The 21,939-nt window shown below is 63.8% G+C and carries 17 protein-coding genes; 2 read left to right on the plus strand and 15 right to left on the minus strand.

The features are described 5' to 3' along the window. Window positions 1–14: 14 nt before the first annotated feature. From EN808_RS14940 to EN808_RS14960, 5 genes are all read right to left on the minus strand, one after another. On the minus strand, window positions 15–989 hold the full coding sequence (locus EN808_RS14940; RefSeq protein WP_135916239.1) for an ABC transporter substrate-binding protein: 975 nt from the start codon (window positions 987–989) through the stop codon (window positions 15–17). A 423-nt stretch (window positions 990–1,412) separates the two neighbouring features. Beyond that, on the minus strand, window positions 1,413–2,177 hold the full coding sequence (locus EN808_RS14945; RefSeq protein WP_135916240.1) for an SDR family oxidoreductase: 765 nt from the start codon (window positions 2,175–2,177) through the stop codon (window positions 1,413–1,415). A 57-nt stretch (window positions 2,178–2,234) separates the two neighbouring features. After that, entirely contained in the window at window positions 2,235–2,816 is a 582-nt protein-coding gene (locus EN808_RS14950) for a hypothetical protein (protein ID WP_135916241.1), read from the minus strand. 100 nt (window positions 2,817–2,916) lie between these two features. Further along, window positions 2,917–3,714: a DUF427 domain-containing protein gene (locus EN808_RS14955; protein ID WP_245525076.1), complete on the minus strand. Its 798-nt coding sequence runs from the start codon at window positions 3,712–3,714 to the stop codon at window positions 2,917–2,919. 277 nt (window positions 3,715–3,991) lie between these two features. Beyond that, entirely contained in the window at window positions 3,992–5,647 is a 1,656-nt protein-coding gene (locus tag EN808_RS14960) for an ABC transporter substrate-binding protein (protein WP_135916243.1), read from the minus strand. A gap of 116 nt (window positions 5,648–5,763) precedes the next feature. Between EN808_RS14960 and EN808_RS14965 the strand changes: the two genes are divergently transcribed. Beyond that, complete coding sequence (locus EN808_RS14965) at window positions 5,764–6,666, plus strand: LysR family transcriptional regulator (RefSeq protein ID WP_127873046.1); 903 nt, start codon at window positions 5,764–5,766, stop codon at window positions 6,664–6,666. Window positions 6,667–6,698: 32 nt separating this feature from the next. Here EN808_RS14965 and EN808_RS14970 read toward each other — a convergent pair whose 3' ends face one another. The 8 genes from EN808_RS14970 to EN808_RS15005 form a co-directional block, all read right to left on the minus strand. Next, a complete protein-coding gene (locus EN808_RS14970; RefSeq protein ID WP_127873047.1) occupies window positions 6,699–8,741 on the minus strand; it encodes an ABC transporter ATP-binding protein in 2,043 nt (680 codons plus the stop codon). Further along, window positions 8,734–9,606, minus strand: a complete 873-nt coding sequence (locus EN808_RS14975) for an ABC transporter permease (protein WP_127279103.1) — start codon at window positions 9,604–9,606, stop codon at window positions 8,734–8,736. Before EN808_RS14975 ends, EN808_RS14970 begins: the two co-directional genes overlap by 8 nt. Next, window positions 9,603–10,556 carry an ABC transporter permease gene (locus tag EN808_RS14980; RefSeq protein WP_127279106.1) on the minus strand — a complete coding sequence of 318 codons (954 nt, stop codon included), beginning with the start codon at window positions 10,554–10,556 and terminating at the stop codon, window positions 9,603–9,605. The genes EN808_RS14975 and EN808_RS14980 overlap by 4 nt, the downstream gene beginning before the upstream one ends. A gap of 70 nt (window positions 10,557–10,626) precedes the next feature. Then, the gene (locus tag EN808_RS14985) at window positions 10,627–12,291 is read right to left on the minus strand and encodes an ABC transporter substrate-binding protein (RefSeq protein ID WP_127873048.1); all 1,665 of its coding nucleotides are present in this window, start codon (window positions 12,289–12,291) and stop codon (window positions 10,627–10,629) included. 258 nt (window positions 12,292–12,549) lie between these two features. Continuing rightward, complete coding sequence (locus EN808_RS14990; protein WP_135916244.1) at window positions 12,550–13,734, minus strand: mandelate racemase/muconate lactonizing enzyme family protein; 1,185 nt, start codon at window positions 13,732–13,734, stop codon at window positions 12,550–12,552. Then, entirely contained in the window at window positions 13,731–14,837 is a 1,107-nt protein-coding gene (locus EN808_RS14995) for a mandelate racemase/muconate lactonizing enzyme family protein (RefSeq protein ID WP_135916245.1), read from the minus strand. The genes EN808_RS14990 and EN808_RS14995 overlap by 4 nt, the downstream gene beginning before the upstream one ends. 33 nt (window positions 14,838–14,870) lie before the next feature. Then, complete coding sequence (locus tag EN808_RS15000) at window positions 14,871–15,563, minus strand: GntR family transcriptional regulator (RefSeq protein WP_127279207.1); 693 nt, start codon at window positions 15,561–15,563, stop codon at window positions 14,871–14,873. Window positions 15,564–15,676: 113 nt separating this feature from the next. After that, on the minus strand, window positions 15,677–16,465 hold the full coding sequence (locus EN808_RS15005; protein WP_135916246.1) for a 2OG-Fe(II) oxygenase: 789 nt from the start codon (window positions 16,463–16,465) through the stop codon (window positions 15,677–15,679). A gap of 114 nt (window positions 16,466–16,579) precedes the next feature. On the opposite strand from EN808_RS15005, the gene EN808_RS15010 reads away from it, so the two are divergent. After that, complete coding sequence (locus tag EN808_RS15010; RefSeq protein ID WP_135916247.1) at window positions 16,580–17,488, plus strand: LysR substrate-binding domain-containing protein; 909 nt, start codon at window positions 16,580–16,582, stop codon at window positions 17,486–17,488. Between the two features lie 44 nt (window positions 17,489–17,532). Here the strand turns inward: EN808_RS15010 and EN808_RS15015 are convergent, their stop codons facing one another. Beyond that, window positions 17,533–18,684: an efflux RND transporter periplasmic adaptor subunit gene (locus EN808_RS15015; RefSeq protein WP_127279204.1), complete on the minus strand. Its 1,152-nt coding sequence runs from the start codon at window positions 18,682–18,684 to the stop codon at window positions 17,533–17,535. Between the two features lie 15 nt (window positions 18,685–18,699). Beyond that, window positions 18,700–21,876: a multidrug efflux RND transporter permease subunit gene (locus EN808_RS15020; protein ID WP_135916320.1), complete on the minus strand. Its 3,177-nt coding sequence runs from the start codon at window positions 21,874–21,876 to the stop codon at window positions 18,700–18,702. Window positions 21,877–21,939 lie beyond the last annotated feature (63 nt).

Consider the following 21,939-nt stretch of genomic DNA (forward strand, 5'->3'; position numbering starts at 1 on the left):
TCCAGTCGGAGCGATCACTGCGCCCAGGCTTTCCAGTCGGCTTCGTGGGCGGCGATCCAGGCAGCGGCGACATCCTCCGGCGTCTTGCCGTCGAGATCGATCTCGCCGCTCATCTTGTTCAACTCGTCGGTGTCGATCGTGTAGGCTTTGGCCACCTTGTAGGCGACCGGCCATTTGTCCTTCATGCCGTTCCAGGAATATTTCCAGATCTCGCCATGCGGCTTGCCGCAGTCGTATTTGGCGTCCGGGTTCACGCCCCATTTCGGGTCGTTGTAGCACTCGGGTGTGTATTCGGGGAATTGCACCCATTCGCCCTTGTATTTTGCAGGCGCCCAATGCGGTGAGTAGATCCACAGCATGATCGGCGCCTTGCGCTGATAGGCGGAATCGAGTTCGGCGAACATCGCCGCATCGGTGCCGGCATGGATGACGGTGAAGGGCAGTTTCAGCGCCGCGACACGTTCGTCGTCAAAACCTTCCCAGGTCACCGGGCCACCGAGATAGCGCCCTTTCGGTGCCGTCTCGGCGGTCGAGAACGATGCCGCGCAGGCGGCGTCGAGCAGGGCGTGCCAGTCCGGCAAGGTCGGGCACTTTTCCTTCATGTATTCGGGAAACCACCACTCTTCCTTGGCTTTTGGGCCGAGCTTGCCGAGCCGTTCGGTCTGGCCAGTGGCGTCGGAGGCCTTCATGGCCTCGCCGGCGGTGGTGTCCCAGAACTCCAGGCCGACATCGATGTCGCCATTGGTGAGGCCGGTGGTCAGGCTGGAGAGATAGTCGGCGGTCGGATATTCGACGGTATAGCCGAGCTTTTCCAGGATGCCGCCGAGGATCTTGGCGTTGAGGTTGACGCTGGTCCAGTCGAACAAGGCAATCTTGATCGGGTCGTTGGACTCCGGTGCCGCTGCCTGCGCTGTCGGCGTCATGACACTTGCCGCGGCAAGTGCAAAAGCTCCCATTGAGAATTTCGAAATCACACTGCGAACTGGCATTGCTTGGTTCTCCTTCAAGCTGTGACGTTTATTGGTCGTTCCCTTCTTGCGTCTTTTCTTGATTGTGTTGGAAAGGCTGGCTGTTGCGCAAGGCTGTTGTCGCCAGCGGCGCAAGGCCGGCGCGGCGATGCTCGATTTCGATGATGACGGATGCTGCCGGGGCGGCCCAGTCTCATGGCCGATCGATCGCCGCGATAGCAATCCGCGGATCACTTGCCAGTCCTGCGGCGCTCTGCAAGGTGCGAGCCATCAAGGTCATGATCTCGGCTGTTGGCCGGCAAGCCCCGTCTCGCCAGCGCGTTTCATAGGATGAAATTATATATACCAACGTTCATGCCGCGCAACGACTAACGCTACGTTCGCGGCGTATTTCAGGCTGCAGGCCAAGTCGGCCGACGCCGACGGACAGGGCTCGCATGCCTGTTACCAGCAGACGTAGCCGCCGTCGACGATCAGGTCGAGGCCGGTGACGAAGCTCGACGCCCGGCTGGCCAGGAACACTGTCGGCCCGACCATTTCCTCGGGCGCCGCCATTCGTCCCATCGGCGTGTCGCGTTTGAAGATCTTGACCTCTTCCGCAACCTCCGGCCGCTTGTTCATCGGCGTCAGCGTGTAGCCCGGGCTGACGACGTTGACGCGCAGCCCGCGATCGGCCCACTCCATGGCCAGGCTCTTCGACATATGGATGACGGCGGCCTTCGAGGAATTGTAGTGCGCCTGCGTCAGCCCGCGATTGATGATGGTGCCCGACATCGAGGCGATGTTGATGATCGAGCCCTTGCCGCGCGCCAGCATCTTGCGCGCTTCGGCCTGGCAGGACAGGAACACGCCGGCGACATTGACTTCGTGCACCCTCCGCCATTTGTCCAGCGACAGCGCCTCCGCCGGTTCCGAGCCGGCAATGCCGGCATTGTTGACAGCGACCGTCAACGCACCGAGTTCGGCTTCGATGCGATCGATGGCCGTGGCCAGGTCGCTCTCCGACGTCACCGTGCCTGTCAGCACCAGCGCCCGGCGGCCGAGCGCGGTGATCCGGTGGGCGGTTTCGTCCAGCCCGCCCTTTGATGCATGGCCAAAACAGGCGACATCGGCGCCGGCTTCGGCCAGCCCGATGGCGATTGCCTGGCCGATGCCGCTGCCGGCACCGGTGACCAGTGCGACGTCACCATTCAGTTTGAAAAGATCCATTGCTAGCCCTCCCTGTGCGGTGAGGGTATTCGCTATGCCGTCTCTCGATCAACCTCTTCAGAAATCACAGGCCTTCGGGCGCATTTCAGAGGACCAGTCCTTCAGCGGTACCGGTTTGAACTTGCCCTTGATGGGTTTGCCCGCCTCCAAATCCTTGGAGACGGTACCCTTGCCGGTGAGATAGTTGATGTCGCAATCGCCAAGCGTCGTCTCGACGCCGCTCGACGTCTGCTGGTTCCAGTCCCAATTGCGGCTATAGCCGCCGACCAGGAACTTGCCCTGGCGATGCACGATCGTCAGCGTCTCTTCCGTCGATTTGCTGGCGCCGCAGCCGAAGCAGGACGTAACCGACAGCGATCCCTTGTCCTTGCTTTCGAGATCGATGACCCGGTCTTCCGTCAGCCCTTTCCTGACGAAATCCGCTTGGCGTGAGGGACCGGGCTTTTCCGCGTCCAGATAGATGTAGAGATCGGCGGGGCCGCCGGCCTCTTGCTGGACGACCGCCCGGTCGCTCTTGCCGTCCCGATCGATGTCGAGCTTCAACTCGAAGGCGGGAGCGTTCTTGGCAAGCACCGGCATCGGCGTCGCCGCCAGGGCGACAAGCCAGGGCCAAATCGCATGATGGAGTGCTTTCCTCATAAGCAGGTGTCCGCCGCGGCACAAAAATAGCACCGCTGCCGACGGACGCAAATGCGAAACGCAAGGCTGAACCAGGTCCTGACCAGTCGAGCGTGAAGGCTCAGAAATATCCGTCGGACGCGGCCGTGGCCTCCTTAGGGATTTCGACGCCGTCGACCAGGATCTTGTCGACCAGTTCGTGGTGGAAACAGACCAGTCCCTTGATGCGTTCTGCTTCATGCACCGGCTCTGGATAGTACCAGACCAGGTTCTCGTGGCGCTTCTTGGCTGTCGTCACGTGATAGTAGTTGGAGATGCCCTTATAGGGGCAGCGTGAGATGTAGCGGCTGGGCGCAAACATATCGAGCCGTGTGTCCGAAATGGGCAGATAATGGCGCACTGGATGCCCGGTCTCGAACAGGAACACGCCGCGCCGTGAATCTGCGACCTGCTCGCCATCGAGGATAACCTGTACGCGCCGCGAGGAGGGCAGGCAGTCGACGCGGCGGAACGGATCGCGGGCATGGACGAAGATCTCCTCGTCCTCCTCGAACCAGTGGCCCATCTTGCTCCACACGAACGACATGTAGCCTGAGATCGGCGGGCAACCCTTGACGGGATCGAGATAGCGCCATGCGCCATCCTCGACCAGGGTGATGCCTGTATTGAGCGAGTAGTGCGTGGCGACGCCCTTATATGGGTCTTCCGTCGTCGTCTTCGAGGGCAGCAGGAATTCCTCGCGCACGTCCTCGATCGGAAAATAGTAGACCGGCAGATGGTCGGATTCGTACAGAACCAGTGCCCTGGTGGTGTCGGCAACGGTCATCGAACCGACCTGGACCCGCAGCCGCTTCAGCGAGGGCATGGCGAAGGCGACATAGCCGGGCTCGAAATCGTACTGCACGATAGTGTCGAGCACGGGGAAATGCGGTCCGCGACCGCGCAGATGAGGCTTGCGAATGGTAGTCTCCCGTTTCTTGTCTGTCGTGGCCGGACGAGGGCGCATGGCTAGGGCGATATGAGGCCGAGCCGATGGCCGGCGAGGGCTTCCGGGCGGCGGGCGTTGCCGGTGTCGAATCGCTGGAACGATGGCCCCCCATCGTTCGTCGCGGCCCTGCTGCCGGATAGCCCCACCGCCCGAAACCCGGAGCGGTCCGATCTGGCCTCTGCCTGTTCGAGCATGATCTCGGCAGCCTCTACCCCAGCGACACACGATCGAGCAGCAACCCGGCGGCGATCGGCGGCAGGCCGCTGACATTCTTGCGCACCGGCACCAGAAGGTCCGGGAAATAGCTGAAGATCACAGGCGTCTCGTCGAGCAGCAGTTTCTGGATGTCGGATGCAGCCGCGCGCTGCGCGCCGATGTCGAGCGCCTTGAGGTAGCTGGCGACCATGCCGTCATAGGCAGGGCTCTTGAAATGCGCGGCGTTCCACGGGCCGTCGCTGACCAGCGGGCTCTTCAAAAAGACATTCGGCACGCTGCGATGCGCGTAGTCGGTGATCCCCAACGGGCTGTCCAGCCAATCCGATTGGCCAAACACCGCCTTGCCGTAATATTTGTCCTGATCCTCGATGTTGAGCGAAATGCGGGCGCCGATCTCCTTGGCGAAATTCTGGAACAGTTGCGCATAGCCCGGAATGTCGGAATAGCGCAGCGTCGTCAGCGTGATGTCGAAGCCGCTGGCGAGGCCCGCCGCATCCATGAGTTGCTTGGCCTTGGCGATATCCTGGGTGCGCTGCGGCACCGACTTGTCGGTGGCGGGGAAGGCCGGCGCGAACGGGCTGTCATTGCCGGTGGCCGCCATGCCGCGGCACAAGCCGTCGACCAGCTTGGACCGATCGATGCTGAGCGCAAGCGCCTGGCGCACGCGCTTGTCGGTGAAAGGCGCCATGTCGCAGCGCATGTGAAGCTGGCGGTGCGCCGTCGAGGCGACGCGCAGCACCGTGATGTCGGGGCTGTTCAGCACCACCTGGCTGACATCGAGCGGAACCGCGTCGAGAATGTCGACCTCGCCGGCCTGCAGCGCCAGGATGCGCGGTTGCACATCACCGTAGAACTTGAATTCGAGACGGTCGGGCAGCGCTTTTTCGCCCCAATAGTCGGGGTTGCGGACGAAGGTCGCACCGACCTTGGGCGTGTAGGTCTCCATCCGGAACGGCCCGGTGCCCTCGAAGGTCTTTTCGTAGTCGCCCTTGTAGCTCGCCGGCAGGATGACGGCGTTGTAATTGTCGATCGACACCGAGTAGGGAAAACTGCCGTTCGGCGCGTCGAGATGGAAGGCGACGGTGTGGTCGTCAACCTTCTGGGTTCCGCCTTTCGACAGCAGGCCCTTGAACACCGACAGCGCGTTGGAGGCGCCATTGGGATCGGCCAGCCGATCGAACGTCGCGACAACGTCCTCGGCCTTGAAGTCCTCGCCATTGTGGAATTTCACGCCCTTGCGCAGCTTGAAGGTCCACACGCTGCCGTCTTCGTTGGGCGACCAGCTTTCCGCCAGAACCGGTTTCAGGGTCAGGTCCGGCTGGGTGATGCAGAGGAATTCGGCGGTCTGGAAAACCAGCTGGTAGCTGCCGCTGTCATAGAAGGTGACGGGGTCGATGGCGCCGCCCGGCGTCGCCACGCCGGCGCGCACCGTGCCGCCCGGCTTCCCCTCGGCGAGGGCCTTTTGCGTCCCGAAACCCGCCGCTCCCAAAATGCCACCAAGCAACGGCAGCGACAGGCCAAGCACGCTGCCGTGGCGCAGGAAATCGCGCCGGTCGACCCTGCCGGCCAGCAATTCGTCGACAGCGGAATTTTCGATTGCGGTCAGGTTTTTGCGGGCGGCGTCAATCGTCATGAAATGCCTTGGCATGGCTGCATTCCTCGCTTGCCCTTGGGAGATCGGCCATTTAGGGCATTGTTGACCGCGACCGGAAAGCGATATTTTTTGATAGGGTCCATCGAAATTTTCGATGGAGGAGGGATGGCATGGATACCGAAAACCTGCGCAGCTTCCTCGAAGTCGCCGAACATGGCAGCTTCACTGTCGCCGCCAACCGGCTCAATCTCGCGCAATCCACCGTCAGTGCGCGGATAAGGGGGCTTGAGGAGCAGTTGGGGCGCCGGCTCTTTGTCCGTGACCGCGACGGCGTCACGTTGACGCCAGCCGGCCGGCAGTTCCTGCCGCATGCCTCCTCCATCACTCGCACCTGGGAGCAATCCAGGCAGGATATCGCCGTTCCCGATGGCTACGAGACGCTGTTGCGCTTCACCGCGCCAGCCTATCTCTGGGAGCGCATCACCTCGCCATGGGTCGAGTGGATGCGCACCAGAAGGCCGAACGTGGCGCTACGGCTGGAAGGAAGCTTTCCCGACCAGGCAATCGACCAGTTGGCCGAAGGCTTGCTCGACATCTGCATCCTCTATCTGCCGCGCCCACATCCCGGCATCGTCTACGAGACGCTCGCCGTCGACCAGGTGGTGCTCGTCCAGCATGCCGCCCAGACGCAGCCGTGGACCGAAAACTACATACTGATGGACTGGGGGCTCGAATTCCGCATCGAGCATGACCGGGCATTCGCCGGCATGGTCAAACCGGCTATCTCGGCGGGGCTGGTCTTCATCGGGCTCCAGTATGTCCTGTCGCAGCACGCCGCCGCCTATCTGCCGCTCAGCGCCGTCAGCGGCCATATCGAGCGCGGCGAAATGCGACGCATCGACAACACGCCGGTATTTCAACGGCCGATCTATCTCGCCTATCCCAGCAATCCCGCCTCGTCCGACACGCTCGACGTCGCGTTGACCGGGCTGCGCACGCTGGCCAGGGATTGGACCGAAGGTCAGGGGTTTTCGGAAGGCGACCGTTCCCTGGGCATCGCCAGCCAGGTGTAACCGGCCAGGCAAATGCCCCATGCGATGTCTCGCTATGCCGGTTCGGCCACCGCTGTCTTTTGCAGCCGCGCCAGTTCCGCGTAGGGAATATGGCAGCGGATCGAGTGTCCCGGCTGCGCCTCGGCCAATGGCGGCTCCTGCTGTTCGCAGATGGACCCGATCTTGCGTGGACAGCGCGTGTGGAAGACGCAGCCCGAGGGCGGGTTGGTGGCGCTGGGGATTTCGCCGTCGAGCCGAATGCGCGCCGTCTCGGTCTGGTCGAGCTTGGGCACCGCCGAGAGCAGCGCCTCGGTATAGGGATGATGCGGCCCGGAGAAAACGTCCTCCGATGGCCCGAGCTCCATGATGCGGCCGAGATAGAGCACGGCGATCTTGTCGGAGAGGTACCGCACCACGCCGAGGTCGTGCGAGATGAAGATATAGCTGACGTCCTCCTTGGATTGCAGGTCGGCAAGCAGGTTGAGGATCGCCGCCTGGACGGAGACGTCGAGCGCCGAGGTCGGCTCGTCGCAAACCACGATACGCGGATCGCCGGCGAAGGCGCGCGCAATGGCGACGCGCTGCTTCAGCCCGCCCGAGAGCTGGCGCGGTTTGACAGCCAGATGCCGGTCGGTCAGGCGTACCGAGCGGACGAGATCGTTGAGGCGCGCCTCGAGGGCGGCACCCCTGAGCCCCGCCAGCCGCTTAAGCGCCCGGCCAATGAGATGGCGGATTGAATGCGAACGGTTGAGCGCCGAATCCGGGTTCTGGAAGACGATCTGCATCGCCTTGACCTGGTCGTCGTCGCGGTTCTCCAGCTTCGGCGCCAGCGCCTTGCCCTCGAGCTCGATGGTGCCGCCGGCATCGGGCGGCACGAGCCCGAGCAGCAGCCTGGCGAAGGTGGTCTTGCCCGAGCCGGATTCGCCGACCAGGCCGAGCGTCTCGCCGGGCCTGAGATCGAGCGACACGTCCTTGACCGCGCGCAGCGGATAGCCATGGCTGGCATAGGTCTTGTTCAGCCCCGCCACACGCAGCACCGGCGCGCTCGCGGGCTTCGGTGCCGGCGCCACGTCGGCGGGCGTGGCGCGCGGCAGCGATTGCGCCTTGTCGTGATGGAAGCAGCGCGACAGCCGGGTTCCGCGCTCGTCGCTCAGCTCATAGAGCGGCGGCAGTTCGGTGCGGCAGCGGTCGTCGGCGAGCGCGCAGCGGTCGGCGAAGGCGCAACCCTTGATGACGGCGCCGATGCCAGGCAGGAAACCCGGAATGGTGTCGAGCCGGCCCTGGTCCTTGCGCTGGCCGCCGCGCGGCAGGCAGCGCAGCAGCGCGACAGTGTAAGGATGGCGCGGATCGTTGAAGACGACCTCCGTTGGTCCTTCCTCGACCAGCATGCCGGCATAGAGCACGCCGACCCGGTCGCACATGTTGGAGACGACGGCGAGGTTGTGGCTGATAAACAGGATCGAGGCTGAGAGTTCCCGCCTGAGCTGCGCGATGAGGTCGAGCACCTCGGCCTCGACTGTGGCATCCAGCCCAGTCGTCGGCTCGTCGAGGATCAGCATCGAGGGGTCGTTGGCCAGCGCCATGGCGATCGCCACGCGCTGCTGCATGCCACCCGACAGCTGGTGCGGATAGCGCTGCATGACGCTTGGCGGATCGGAGATGCGCACCCGGTTCAGCATGGCGATGGCGCGATCGGTGGCCGCCTGGCCGGTTATGCCGCCAAGCTCGAAAATCTCGGTCAGTTGCCGGCCGATGCGGATCGACGGGTTCAGCGCCTTGCCCGGATCCTGATAGACCATGGAGACGCTTTCGGCCCGTGCGCGCCGCAGTGCCTCGGCGTCGAGCTTCATGACATCCTGGCCGTCGAGCGAGATGGCGCCGCCCGATATCGAGCCGTTGCGCGGGAGGTAGCGCACCACGGTGAGCGCCACCGTCGACTTGCCGCAGCCGGATTCTCCGACCAGCCCGTAGGCCTCGCCCTGGCCGATGGTGAGGCTGAGATTGCGCAGCACCGCGCGATTGCGGCCGGCGACCCGGTAGGCAACCGACAGGTCTCTGAGTTCGAGCGCGTTTTTTGCCACGGCGGGTTCAGTCATTGAAGGCCCCATGCACACCGTCGGCGGCCAGGTTGACGCCGATCACCAGCGAGGCGATGGCCAGCGCGTCGAACAGCACCGTCCACCAGAAGCCGCCGCCGATCATGCCGTAATTGCTGGAGATCGAGAGGCCCCAGTCGGGTGACGGCGGCTGGATGCCAAAGCCCATGAAGGAGAGCGTGGCGACGGCGAAGATGGCATAGCCCAGTCGCACGGTGGTCTCGACCAGGATCGGCGGGATGACGTTGGGCAGGATCTCGACGAACATCGTATGCAGCGCGCTCTCATGCCTGAGCTGTGCGGCCGCGACATAGTCGAGTTCACGCTCGGCCAGCACCGCCGAGCGCACGGTGCGCGCGATGATCGGCGCGAAGCTCAGGCCGATGACGATGATGACGGTGGTCTTGGAGGTGCCGAGCGCGACGATGGCGAGCAGTGCCACGATCACCACGGGGATCGCCATGAAGGCTTCCAGGATGCGGCTGACGACATCGTCGACGATGCCTCGGAAATAACCGGTGAGCAGGCCGAGCGCGGTGCCCGCGACCGTCGCCAGCAAGGTCGCCAGCGGCGCGACGGTGAGGATATCGCGCGAGCCGACGATGACGCGCGAGAACACATCGCGGCCGATCTGGTCGGTGCCGAACCAGTGCTCACGCGAGGGCGGCGCCAGCGCGTTGATGATATCGTCGGCGAGCGGATCGTAGGGCGCGAAGCGTTCGCCAAACAGTGCGCAGGCAACCCAGAACAGCACGATGGCGAGACCGACAAGGAAGGTTCGCGATCGCAGCAGGGAGAAAAAGACTTCGGCCAGCGGGCCGCGCTTGCGCGTGTCGTCCTGTGAGGTGGTCTGGACGGCGCTCATTGGTCTGACCCCAGGCGGATGCGCGGATTGAGCACGGAATAGAGGAAGTCGGCGGCCAGGGTCGCCACGGCATAGACGATGCCGATGGTGAGGATGCCGGATTCCAGCATCGGAAAATCCTTGCCGCGCGCCGCGGTGAAGATCAGCGAGCCGATGCCCTGGTAGCGGAACAGCGTCTCGATCACCACCAGCCCGCCGATGAGGTAGCCGGTCTGGGTGGCGATGACGGTGATGGTCGGCAACAGCGCATTGCGCAGCACATGGCGCCAGATCACCGTGCGCCAGGGCAGGCCCTTCAGCACGGCGGTCCGCGTATAGTCGGAATCGAGCGCCTCGATCATGCCCGAACGCGCCATGCGCGCGATATAGCCGAACAGCACCAGGAACAGCGGCAGCGATGGCAGGATCAGGTAATAGAGCTGGGTGAAGAAGCCGGCATTCCTGGGCCAAGCGGCCGAGATCGGCAGCCAGCGCAGCCATACGCCGAAGATCAGGATCAGGATGATGCCGGTGACGAACTCGGGCAGCACCGTCACCGACAGGCCGCCGAGGCTGATGATGCGGTCGAGCGGACGGTTGAGGTTGAGCGCCGCAATGACGCCGCCCAGAATGCCGATCGGCACCACCAGCACGAAGGCGACGGCCGCCAGCTTCATCGAATTGCCGAGCGCATCGATGACGAACGGCGCCACAGGCGAGCGGAAGATGTAGGAGGTGCCCATGTCGCCCTGGACGAAGTTGGAGATCCAGCTCCAGTACTGGACAAGCAGCGGGCGATCGACGCCGAGTGTGTGATTGAGCGCGTCCACCGCGCGCTGGTCGGCGAACGGGCCGAGGATCGCGCGCCCGACATTGCCTGGCAGAACCTGGCCGCCCAGGAACACCATGATGCTGAGCAGGAACAGCGTGATCAGCGACAGGGACACACGCCGCGCAAAGAAGGAGAGAATGGCTAAGACTCCTTGCAAAGCCAGCTCCCCGGAGGAGCTGGCTATTAGAGGACTGGCTTTCCCTTTTCGCTTACGCCTTCGACGCCTTATCGAGGAACAGCTGCGACATTGCTGTCGGCTGCACGCCGGCCACGCCCTTCGCCGTTGCCGTCAGGTAGTCGTAGAAATAGCCGAAGATGACCGGGGTTTCCTCGAGCAGAAGCTTCTGGATCTTGCCGGCGTCGGCCTTCTGGGCTTCGAGATCGAGTGCCGCGATATAGCTGGTCGCCAGCGCGTCGTAGTCCTTGTTCTTGAAGTGCGCTGCATTCCAGGTGCCGTCGCTCTTCAAGGGAGCGGCAAGATAGACATTCGGCACGCCGCGATGGCCATAGTCGGTGATGCCCATCACCGAATCCAGCCAGTTCGATTTGCCGAACACCGCGTCGCCGTAATAGGCCCCCTGGTCGAGGATGTTGAGTTCGAGCTCGATGCCGATCTCCTTGACCCAGTTCTGGATGAGCTGGGCGTATTCGGGGATTTCGAGGTAGCGCTCGGTGGTCAGCGTGACTTTGAAGCCCTTGCCGGCACCGGCTGCTTCCATGAGCTGCTTGGCCTGCGCGATGTCTTGCTTGCGCTGCGGTATGCTCGTATCGGTCGAGGGGTAGACCGCGGCGAACGGGCTGTCGTTGCCGGCCACGGCACGCCCCTTCATCAGGCCTGCGACCAATTTGTCGCGATCCATGCTGAGCGCGATGGCGCGGCGCACGCGTGCGTCCTTCAGCGGGCCGTCGTCGCAACGCAGATGCAGCTGCTGATGCGCTGAAGACTTCAGGCTGATGATGTCGACGCTTGGATCACTGAGCAGGGCCACGCCGGCCAGCACCGGCATCTGGTTGATGATGTCGACCTGCCCGCCCTGCAGCGCCAGGATCATCGGCTGTACATCGGTGAAGAAGGTGAATTCGGTGCGTTCCGGCAGCGCCTTCTCGCCCCAATAGTCCTCGTTGCGGACGAAGGAGGCGCCGACCTTCGGCGTGTATTTCTCGATCTTGAACGGCCCGGTGCCGTCGAAGCTCTTTTCGTAGTCGCCCTTGTAGCTCGCCGGGACGATGACGGCGTTGTAATTGTCCGACGACAGCATGTAGGGAAAGTTGCCGTTCGGCGCGTCTAGGTGGAATTCCACCGTGTAGTCGTCGACCTTCTTGCTGGCGCCCTTCGACAGGATGCCGGTGAACACCGACAGCGCGTTGGACGAGTTTGCCGGATCGGCGAGGCGGTCGATGCTCGCCACCACGTCCTCCGCCTTCATCTCGCCGCCGCTGTGGAACTTCACGCCCTTGCGCAGTTTGAAGGTCCACACCGAGCCGTTGTCGTTCGGCTTCCAGCTTTCGGCCAGTGCCGGCTTGAGCACGAGGTCGGGGCCGTCGACGCAGAGGAATTCGGCTACCTGCTGCATGACCAGGAGGCCGCCGGCGTCGGCAATGGTGACCGGATCGATGGCGGCTGCCGGCACGCTGCTGGCGACACGGATGGTGGCGCCGGGTGCGCCCTGGGCGCGGGCCAGCGACGGCATGCCGCCAAAGCCGGCGGCCGTGGTGATGCCTCCAAGCAGCGGCAGCGACAGGCCGAGCAGGCTGCCATGGCGGATGAAGTCGCGGCGGCTGACACGGCCATCGACGAGCCCGTCGATCAAGTGATTTTCGAGCGGCGAGCGATTACGCCGGATCAGGTCGAGAATGCGGTAGTTCTTGATCATGGGTTTAACCCTTTCCCCTGTTTCTTATGGTTGATGAATGTGTTTTCAGTTGACGAAAGTCCGTGGAGTTCTCCTGTCCCGGCCATCAACGATGTCAGTCGACCGGGACTGTAGCATGCGGTTTTTCTGGGTCCATCCGATCCTTCCGGCGTGCGGGTCAGATTTTCTTGAGGCAATGCTTCCATCCGTCCGGTCCTGCCGTCGCCATCCGCGCGCGGCGGCGGACTCTTATTCCGTCTCCTTTCCCGTCTCGTACTCCTAGTTCAGCGGCAAACGGCGATATGTCCCGGGCTTGGCCGGGTCGTAATATTTGTTGCACGGGCCGTTCTCGGCGAAGTCGCGATGGCAGGCCGCGAGATTTTTCCGCGACAATGTGACACCGAGACCCGGGCCTTCCGGGACACGCACCGTATTGTTCTCGGGCGAAAACGGCCCTTGCTCGGTGATGTCAATCGGTTGCATGCGAAACAGCGACTGGTTCGGCTCCCGGACCCAGCCGAGCGCCGCGCACAGGTGCAGGTAGGCCGCGCTGCCGATGCCGCTGTCGCCGCTGTAGCACCAGAAATCGATGCCCGCGTGCTCGCAGGCACCGACGAACCGCAGCATCCGGCCGATGCCGCCATGCACCGTCGGGTTGCCGACGAAAGCATCCGGCACCTTGAGGTCCATGGCGCGCGCAATGTCGATATTGTGGGTCGAGAACGGGATCGAACAATGGCGGCGAAGCTCGCGCATCTCCTCGATCGTCGCCACCGGATCCTCCCAGTTGCGCACGCCGAGATCTTCCAGCGGCCGCGCCAGCCGCCGGGCGGTGGCCAGCGAATAAGCCTGGTTGGAATCGATGCGGATCATCGCATCGTCGCCGAGCTTCTTGCGGATCAGCTCGACCATTCTCAGCGAGACTTTCGGGTCGTCGGTCGAGAACTTGCCTTCGAAGAACGTCGTTCCATGCGTCTCGTGCAGTTCGACGCAATAGTCGGCGACGGCTTCCGGCGTCGTCTCGCCCTTTACACCAGCCCCATTGCCGCGCAGCGAGAAGTAGTCGGTAAACGGGATGTCCTTGCGCACGGCGCCGCCAAGCAATTGGTAGAGCGGCTGGTTCCATGCCTTGCCGCGTAAGTCCCAAAGCGCCATCTCGATTGCGCCGAAGGCCATGATGCGGGCGCGGTCGTTGATCGACTGCACGCCGGTCCAGAAGGGCAGGCTGACATGCTCGGCGCCGGCGATGTCGAAGGCGTCGCGGCCGACCAGCCGTTTGGCGAGACCATCGTTGATGATGGCGGCCGCCGCCGGCGTCGGCGCTTCGCCCAGCCCGACAAGGCCGTCCTCGGTCTCGACTTCGACGATGGTCGGCGAAAAACCGTCGAGTTCGCCGAACACCCAGGCATAGGGCGCTTCGAGGCGAAGATTGATAGGCGTCGCCTTGATGCTGCGGATCTTCACCGGCTGACCTCGAAGAAAGGCTTGCCGAGCAGGTCGGGAACGACGTCGATGCCGAGGCCCGGCCCGTCGGGAATGCCCATGCGGCTGCCGGTGACCGGCGGCGCGTTCGACGCGGTGCGCACGGTCACCCATTCATGGAAGGCGATCGCATGCAGCCGCCGCTCCTCCGGCGTCGACAGCGACAGATGCGCCATGGCGGATGTGTCGATCTCGGCGCCGCCGGTGTCCTCGACCGTGATCATGAAGCCGAGATCGACGGCGACGTCACGGATCAGCCGGGTCTTGGTGACGCCGCCGAGCCGCGAAATCTTCAGCGTCAGGCCGTCGGCCGCGCCGAGGCGATGGATTTCCAGCATCGCCTCGAGCGAGGTGACGGATTCGTCGAGCACCATCGGCTTGTCGAGCATGCGGCGCACCGACATGTTCTCGTCGATCGTCCTGCAGGGCTGCTCGAACGTGTAGTCGATCGCCCGCGTGGCATCGGCGAACTGCCGCGCCTGGTAGGGTGTCCAGCCGGCATTGGCGTCGCAGAAGATGACCGTGCCTTTCGGTACCGAGGCGGCGACCGCCGTGACGCGCTCGATGTCGTCATGGACATTGCCGCCGACCTTGACCTGCAGCCGTTGGAAACCGTCCTTGATGATGCGCTTGGCAAGTGCGGCCATTTGATCGACCGTGCCATGGGTGACGACCTTGTAGAGTTCCGCCGTGTCGCTTTCCTTGCCGCCGAGCAGCGTCACCAGCGGCACGCCGGCCGCGCGCGCCGCCAGATCCCAGCAGGCCATGTCGAACGCCGATTTGATGTAGGGATGGCCCTTGAACACGGTGTCCATCAGCCGGCCGATGCTGGCCAGCCCGCACGGGTCCTGGCCGATGAGGTGCGGTGCGATCTCCGGCACGCCGGCTCTCGTGCCGGCCGGGAAGGCGGCCGAGTAGAAATTGCCGAGCGGCGCCATCTCGCCCCAGCCGGTCAACCCGCTGTCGGAGGTGATGGACACGATCACGGCGTCGAAGCAGTCGGCCACGCGCCCCTTGGACATGCGATAGGGGCCGTCCACGAAGGGCTGCACGACGCGATAGGCTTTGATGGTTTCGATCTGCACGTGGGTATCCATTGTCCGCGATGATGGGAGGGATCAGGCGCCTTTCGACGGGCGCCGTTCGAGGCCGCGCGCATAGGCAAGAAGCTCTTCGAAATCGAGGTCGATATGCTCGCGGGCATGGCGCTGGGCGGCCCGCATGTCGTCGCCCTTGAGCAGCGCCACATAGGTCTCATGGACATTTTCGGCCGGCACGGCTTCCTTGCGCGCCTGCTGGTGCAGGGCGAAGTACATCTGCAAACGGCTGGTCAGCCTTTGCCAGGTTTCCAGGAGCACCGAATTGTCGGCCCATTCATGGATCAGGCCATGCAATTGCAGGGCGGTTTCGATCTGCCTTGTGGTGTCGCGCTCGCGCGTCGCCTGCTTCACCGCCTCGTGGCGCCGGTCAAGCTCGTCCAGGAAACGCTGGTCGCGCTGCTTCCACATCCGCTCGATGGCGAACTCGTCCAGCACCTTGTTGAGCGAATAGGCATCGTCGATGTCCTTGGCGGTGACATTGATGACGAAGGTGCCGGCATAGGGGATGCTGGTCAGGATGCCTTCCTGCACCAGCTCGCGCATCGCCTCGCGCAGCGGCGCGCGGCTGACCCGCATCTGTTCGGAAATCCGGAGCTCGTTGAGCTTCTGGCCGGGCTCGAGCTGACCGGTCAGGATCGCGCGCCGCAGCAGTGCCACGATTTCGGCACGGCGCGTCGTGTCGGCAATCGGGCTGAACTCCGTCTTCACCATTCGGCCCACTCCAGTTGGAACAGAAGGCAAGACAATCAGATTGTCGACAATCTAACAAGAGGCCATGCTCGAATTTCTGAGCTTTGCTTGGCAGCCCGGCCGGCTGGGCTGAATCAAGCCGCGCGGCCATAAAAACCGACACGCTCCTCATCGCTGAACATCACGCCCGGCTTCTCATAGTAGGAGAACACCGCGATCATCCGTTCGCGGTCGCCTTCGACCGTGGTGACGCGATGCGCGGTGTTCTTGCCGCGAAACACGTTCAGCGTACCGGGCTTCATGCGCAGGACCCTGGCTTCGGGATCGCGCCCTTCGAGCAGTCTGGCAACGCCGTCATAGTTTGGATCCTCATCCGATCTGAGATCGGTGCGGTATTCCAGGTCACCGCCGCGCTCCGCCTGTTGCAGGAGCAGCGTGGTGGTGAATTCCGAGCGGTCGAAGTGCCAGTTCAGCGCTTCGCCGGCGCGATAGGCCATCACATTGGCGCGTGCCAACGGATCCTGCATGACATGCAGTCTGGCCTTGCCCATCGTCGCGGCGAGGAAACGCACCAGCGGTTCGTATTCGTAGATCGCCATCACCATGCTGCCGGGAATCTGGTCGGCGCAGACGGTGTGGCTGATGGTTTCCACCTTGCGCAGCGCCGGGTGGTCGGGTGCCAATGCCGGAATGCTGGGCTTGAAGTAGATGTTGTGCAAACGCTTGTGGACATGGGACCGCGCGTCCATGACCGGCTTGATTTCCCGCACCGCTTGTTCGGCGATACCGGGCCGCAGAAAGCCCTCGAGATTGAACATGCCGTCGGCTGCGAGCGCGGCGAGCGACTGCTGGACGAGGCGATCCCATTCGGGGCTGCCTTCGCGATCGAGCGGATAGCGGTCGAGGTCGAGAATGTCTTCCATGTCGTATGCTCCAATCAGGAAGCTCCAAGGTTGGGCACAGAAGACGGCAAAAAATTCTTTCTCTCAACGTGGAAAATTATTAGGATTGGCCAAGAAAAACTTCTGGAGGCTGATGTGGACCGGCTGCCGCCGTTGAATGCGATCAAGGCCTTCGAGGTCGCCGCCCGCGCCGGCAGCTTCACACTGGCCGCGAGCGAGCTTGGCGTCTCCTCGGCGGCGGTCAGCCAGCAGATCCGCAATCTCGAAACCTGGTTCGGCAAGCAACTGTTCGTGCGCACCGGCAATCGCATCGCGCTGACCGACGCCGGCCACGCCATCTATCCGCAGACGGCGCGTGCGCTCGGTGACATTGCCGCCATCGGCCAGCGCATGCTCGAAGGCGGCCTGAGGACACGGCTTGTCGTCAGCGTGCCATTCTCGCTGGCCGAACTGTGGCTGGCGCCGAGGCTGGCCGTGCTCCTCGAGGCCTTCCCGCACATGGCGATCGACGTGCGTGCCGAGGATGATCCGATCGACCTGATGCGCCAGAACGTCGACCTGCGCATCAGCTATGGAGACTATCACTATCCCGGCCTGCGGATGGTCCGCCTGGTCCATGACGATGTGCTGCCGGTCTGCGCGCCGGACTTCTGGCAGCGGCACGGCAATGGCGATACGGGCCTCACCGATCTGCATGAGAGCCTGTTCATCCACACCAATTGGGGGCCGAACTATGCCTCGCACCCGAGCTGGGCCGATTGGTTCGCGGCATGCGGCGGCAACCGGTCGCCCGACCCGTCGCAGGGGCGCCGCGTCGGCCTCTCAAGCTTGGCGATAGCCTCGGCTCGGTTGGGCCTCGGCATTGCCCTTGGACAGCGGGTGATGGCCCAGGCCGATCTGGATGCGGGCCGGCTGATTGCGCTTTCTTCCGTCTCGGTGCGCCTGGGGCACCCCTATTGCGCCTTCGTGCCGCCGGCAAAGGCCGATCGCGCCGACGTCGCCGCTCTGGTCGGTCTGCTCGTGAAAACGGCGCCCGCGACCTGAGAAAGGGTCGAGGGCGCCGCGCGGAAACCGGGCCTGCGGGGGAGTCAGGTAGCCGGTTTCTGTGGGAGGGGCGAAATCGGCATTCCGGGGCCGATCTTCTGCAGATTGCCTGTGATCACCTGGTCGCCTTCGGCGACGCCGCTGAGGATGGCGACCATGTCGCCGCTGGTCGGCCCAAGCGAAACCAGCCGCTGGTCGACCGTATTGCCCTTGCCGACGACGTAGAGATATTTGCCGAGCTGGCTTGATCCCAGCGCGACCTGCGGCACCATCAGCGCGTCGGGCTGTTGTTTGACGTGCAGCCGCACGCGAACATACTGGCCTGGCAAGAGCGTGAACTTGGCGTTGCCGATGGTGGCGCGTGTGGTGATCGTGCCGGTCGAGTGATCGATCGTATTGTCGATGAAGGTGAGCTCGCCCTTCTGGTGGGCTTCGGTCTCACCCGGAAGCAGGACCTCGACCTCGATTGGGCCGGCAGCACGCGCTTCCTCGATCTGCGCCAGATCCGTCTCGCTTGGATTGAAGGTGACGTAGATCGGATCAAGCTGCACCAGCGTGTTGAGCACGGTGCCGGCAACGCTGACCAGCGTTCCCACGGAGGCCTGGTTGCGGCCCAGGCGTCCGGGGAATGGCGCATGGATTTCAGCGTAGCTCAAATTGAGCTCGGCCGTGCGCACGGCGGCCTGGTTGAGCGCCAGCGACGCCTGCGCCTCGCGCAAGGTGCTGGTGCGCTGGTCGAAGCTGTCCTTGTCCAGGTAACCGCTCTTGGCAAGCTCGGTACCGCGGCCGAGATTGGAACGCGCATAGTCGAGCGTCGCCGTATCGCGCTGCACCTGGGCCTTCGCCTGATCGAGCGCGGCCTGGAAGTCGTCGGGCGAGATCTTGTAGAGCGTGTCGCCCTGCCGCACATCGGCGCCGTCTTGCGCCGTCTGTTCCTGCAGGTAGCCAGGGACGCGCGCCTGCAGCGTGATGCTGCGGATCGGCTCGGTCCGCGCGGCATAGTCGAGGTAGATCGGGATCGTCTTTTTGACGACGCTCGCCACCGGCACCGGCATGACGAACGCGGCTGGAGCGGGCGCGGCCCCGGCCGTGCCGGCATTCAGGCTGAGATTGCCCATGTCCAGCAGGTGGACGCTGGCCACCGAGATCGCACCCAGCGCGACAGCCGTTCCCAACGCGATTTTCCATTTACGCATGATGATTCTCCAATCTTATTCGGCCGCTTCCGCCAGGGGAGGGAAGGCGGGTTTGGCCGTTGGTTCAGTGTGTTGAGAGGCGGGCTCGTCGCCGCCGCGCCGTTCGCGCAGCTGTTCGATGACCGCGTAGAAGACAGGCACGAACACCAGCGACAGGACGGTCGCCGCGACCATGCCGCCAAACACGGTGGTGCCGATCGACTGACGGCTTGCGGCACCCGCGCCGGTGGCGATCATCAGCGGCACCACGCCGAGGATGAAGGCAAACGCGGTCATCAGGATCGGCCGCAGTCTCAGCCGGGCGGCCTCCATCGATGCCTCGACGATGGTGAGGCCTTCCTCGCGCCGCCGTCTTGCGAACTCGACGATCAGAATGGCGTTCTTGGCCGCCAGGCCGATCAGCATGACGAAGCCGATCTGCGAATAGACGTCGATCTGCATGCCACGCACCCAAAGTGCGGCGAACGCGCCGAACAGGGCGAGAGGCACGGCCAGCAGCACCATGAACGGCATCGCCCAGCTCTCGTACTGCGCCGCCAGGATCAGGAAGACGAAGACGATGGCGAGGGCAAACACAACCGACGCGATCGATCCAGCCTTGAGTTCCTGGAAGGTGATGCCGGTCCATTCGAAACCGAAATCCCTGGGCAGCGCGGTCGCCGCTGCCCGCTCCATGGCGGCGACCGCCTGGCCCGACGAATAACCGGGCGCGGCGCCGCCATTGATGGTGGCCGAGGCGTTGTTGTTGTAGTGCGGCACGGTTTCCGGGCCGACGAACGGCACGAGCTTGCCCAGCGTGCTGAGCGGCACCATGCCGCCGGAGGCATTGCGCACATAGAGCCGTGAAATATCGGCGGCACCCGCACGAGAATCCTTGTCGGCCTGGATGGTCACCCGGAAGGTGCGGCCGAACAGGTTGAAGTCGTTCACGTAGAGCGAGCCGAGATAGATCTGCAGCGTGTTGAAGACGTCGGGCAGGTTGAGGCCGAGCAGTTTCGCCTTGGCGCGGTCGAGATTGTAGTTGAACTGCGGCGTCGAGGTCGAGAACGGCGAGAACAGCTGCTGCGGATTGATTTCCGGTTGCTTGCGCGCCTCGGCGATCACCGCTTGCGTGGCGTCGTTGAGGGCCGTGCTGCCGCGGCCGGTGAGATCCTCGACGACGAATTCGAAGCCGCCTGTCGTACCGATGCCGGGGATGGACGGCGGATCGAAGGAGAGCGCGAAGGCCTCCGGGATCTGCAGCAGCTTCATGCGCACGTCGGCGACCAACTTGGAGGCGCTCTGGTCGGGACCACGCTGTTCCCACGGCTTGAGGATGGCGAACTCGACGGCCGAATTCGACTGCGCCGCGCTGGTCAGGAAGTTCAGGCCGCTGATCGAGCCGACGATGTCGACGCCGGGAGTCGCCTGCAGGATGTCGCGCGCCTTCTGTGCCACCGCATCGGTGCGCTCCAACGAAGCGCCGTCGGGCAGCTGGATGACGACGAAGAAATAGCCCTGGTCCTCGACCGGAAGGAAGGTCGAGGGCAGCTTCTGCCAGACGAAATAGGTGGCGACTAGGCCGGCCGCGAACAGGCCAAGCATGATCCAGCGCAGCCGGATGAGGATGCGCACGCCATGGGCATAGGCATGCGACAGCCTGTCGAAGCCTGTGTTGAACCAGCGGAACAGGAAGAATTGCGTCTCCCCGCGATGGCGCAGGAAGGCCGCGCTGAGCGCGGGACTGAGCGTCAGCGAGTTGAATGCGGAGATACCGACGGAGATCGCCACCGTCAGCGCGAACTGGTTGTAAAGCTTTCCTGAGACACCGGGAATGAAGGCGACCGGCACGAAGACCGCCATCAGCACCGCGGTGGTGGCGATGATCGGGCCTGTCACCTCGGCCATGGCGGCTTTTGTCGCCGCCAGTGGTTTCAGCCCGGCCTCCAACTGTCGCTCGACGTTCTCGACCACGACGATGGCGTCGTCGACGACCAGACCGATCGCCAGCACCATGCCGAGCAGCGAGAGCATGTTGAGCGAGAAACCCATCATCTCCATGATGACGAGCGTCGCCACCAGCGACACCGGAATGGCGATGGTCGGAATGATGGTCGTGCGCCAGCTCTGCAGGAAGATGAACACCACCGCCACGACGAGCACCAGGGCTTCGCCGAGCGTGATCAGCACGTCATGCATCGAGGCCGAGACGAAACGCGTCGTGTCGTAATGCATGGCATAGTCGACGCCCTTGGGAAAACGGGCCGACAGTTCCTGCATCTTGTCCTTGACGCGCTGCTGCAGATCGAGCGCGTTGGAGCCGGGCATCTGATAGACGGCGAGCACCACTGTCGGGTCCTTGCCAAAGAAGGCAGAGGACGAATATTGCAGGGCGCCAAGCTCGATACGGGCCACGTCGCGCAGCCGCACCAGCGAACCCGTATCCGTGTTGGCACGCACGACGATGTCGCCGAATTCCTTCGGATCGCTCAACCGGCCGACGGCGTTGACCTGCATCTCGAAGGCGGTGCCGGCGGGCGCCGGCGATTGGCCGATCTTGCCGGCCGCCACCTGGACGTTTTGTTCGGCGATGGCGTTCTGGACGTCGACTGCGGTAATGCCGAGATTGGCGAGCTTGTCCGGGTCGAGCCAGACGCGCATCGAATAGCGCCGTTCGCCGAAGATCTGCACGTCGCCGACGCCAGGCAGCCGCTTCAGCGGATCCACCACCTGCAGATAGGCCAGGTTGGAGAGCGCCACCGGGTCGACGGAATGGTCGGGCGAGGTCAGGTTGACGATCAGCACGAAGTTCGGGTTCTGCTTCTTGATCGTCACGCCGCCCTGGTTGACGATCGCCGGCAGCGAGGATGCCGCCTGCGAGACGCGGTTCTGGACGTCGACAGCGGCGGTGCTCAAGGAATAGCCGACATCGAAGGTGATGGTGATGGTCGACGAGCCGTCATTGGAACTCGTCGACGACATGTAGGTCATGCCTTGCACGCCGTTGATCTGCTGCTCCAGCGGCGTCGTCACGGTGTCTGCCACCACTTGCGCGCTGGCGCCCGGATAGTGGGCACTGACCACGACCTGCGGCGGCGTGATGTCGGGAAACTGCGAGACGGGCAGCAAGAAATAACAAATCGTCCCGGCGAGCACCATGATGATGGCGATCGCAGAGGCGAAGATCGGACGATGGATGAAGAAGTTTACCACGACACGCACGCCTCTCCAGCCGCTCTTACCCGCCCGAAGGCGTTGGCGACCCTGGACAACTGG

It is taken from the genome of Mesorhizobium sp. M8A.F.Ca.ET.165.01.1.1, assembly GCF_004792065.1.
In the GTDB taxonomy this organism is placed as follows: domain Bacteria; phylum Pseudomonadota; class Alphaproteobacteria; order Rhizobiales; family Rhizobiaceae; genus Mesorhizobium.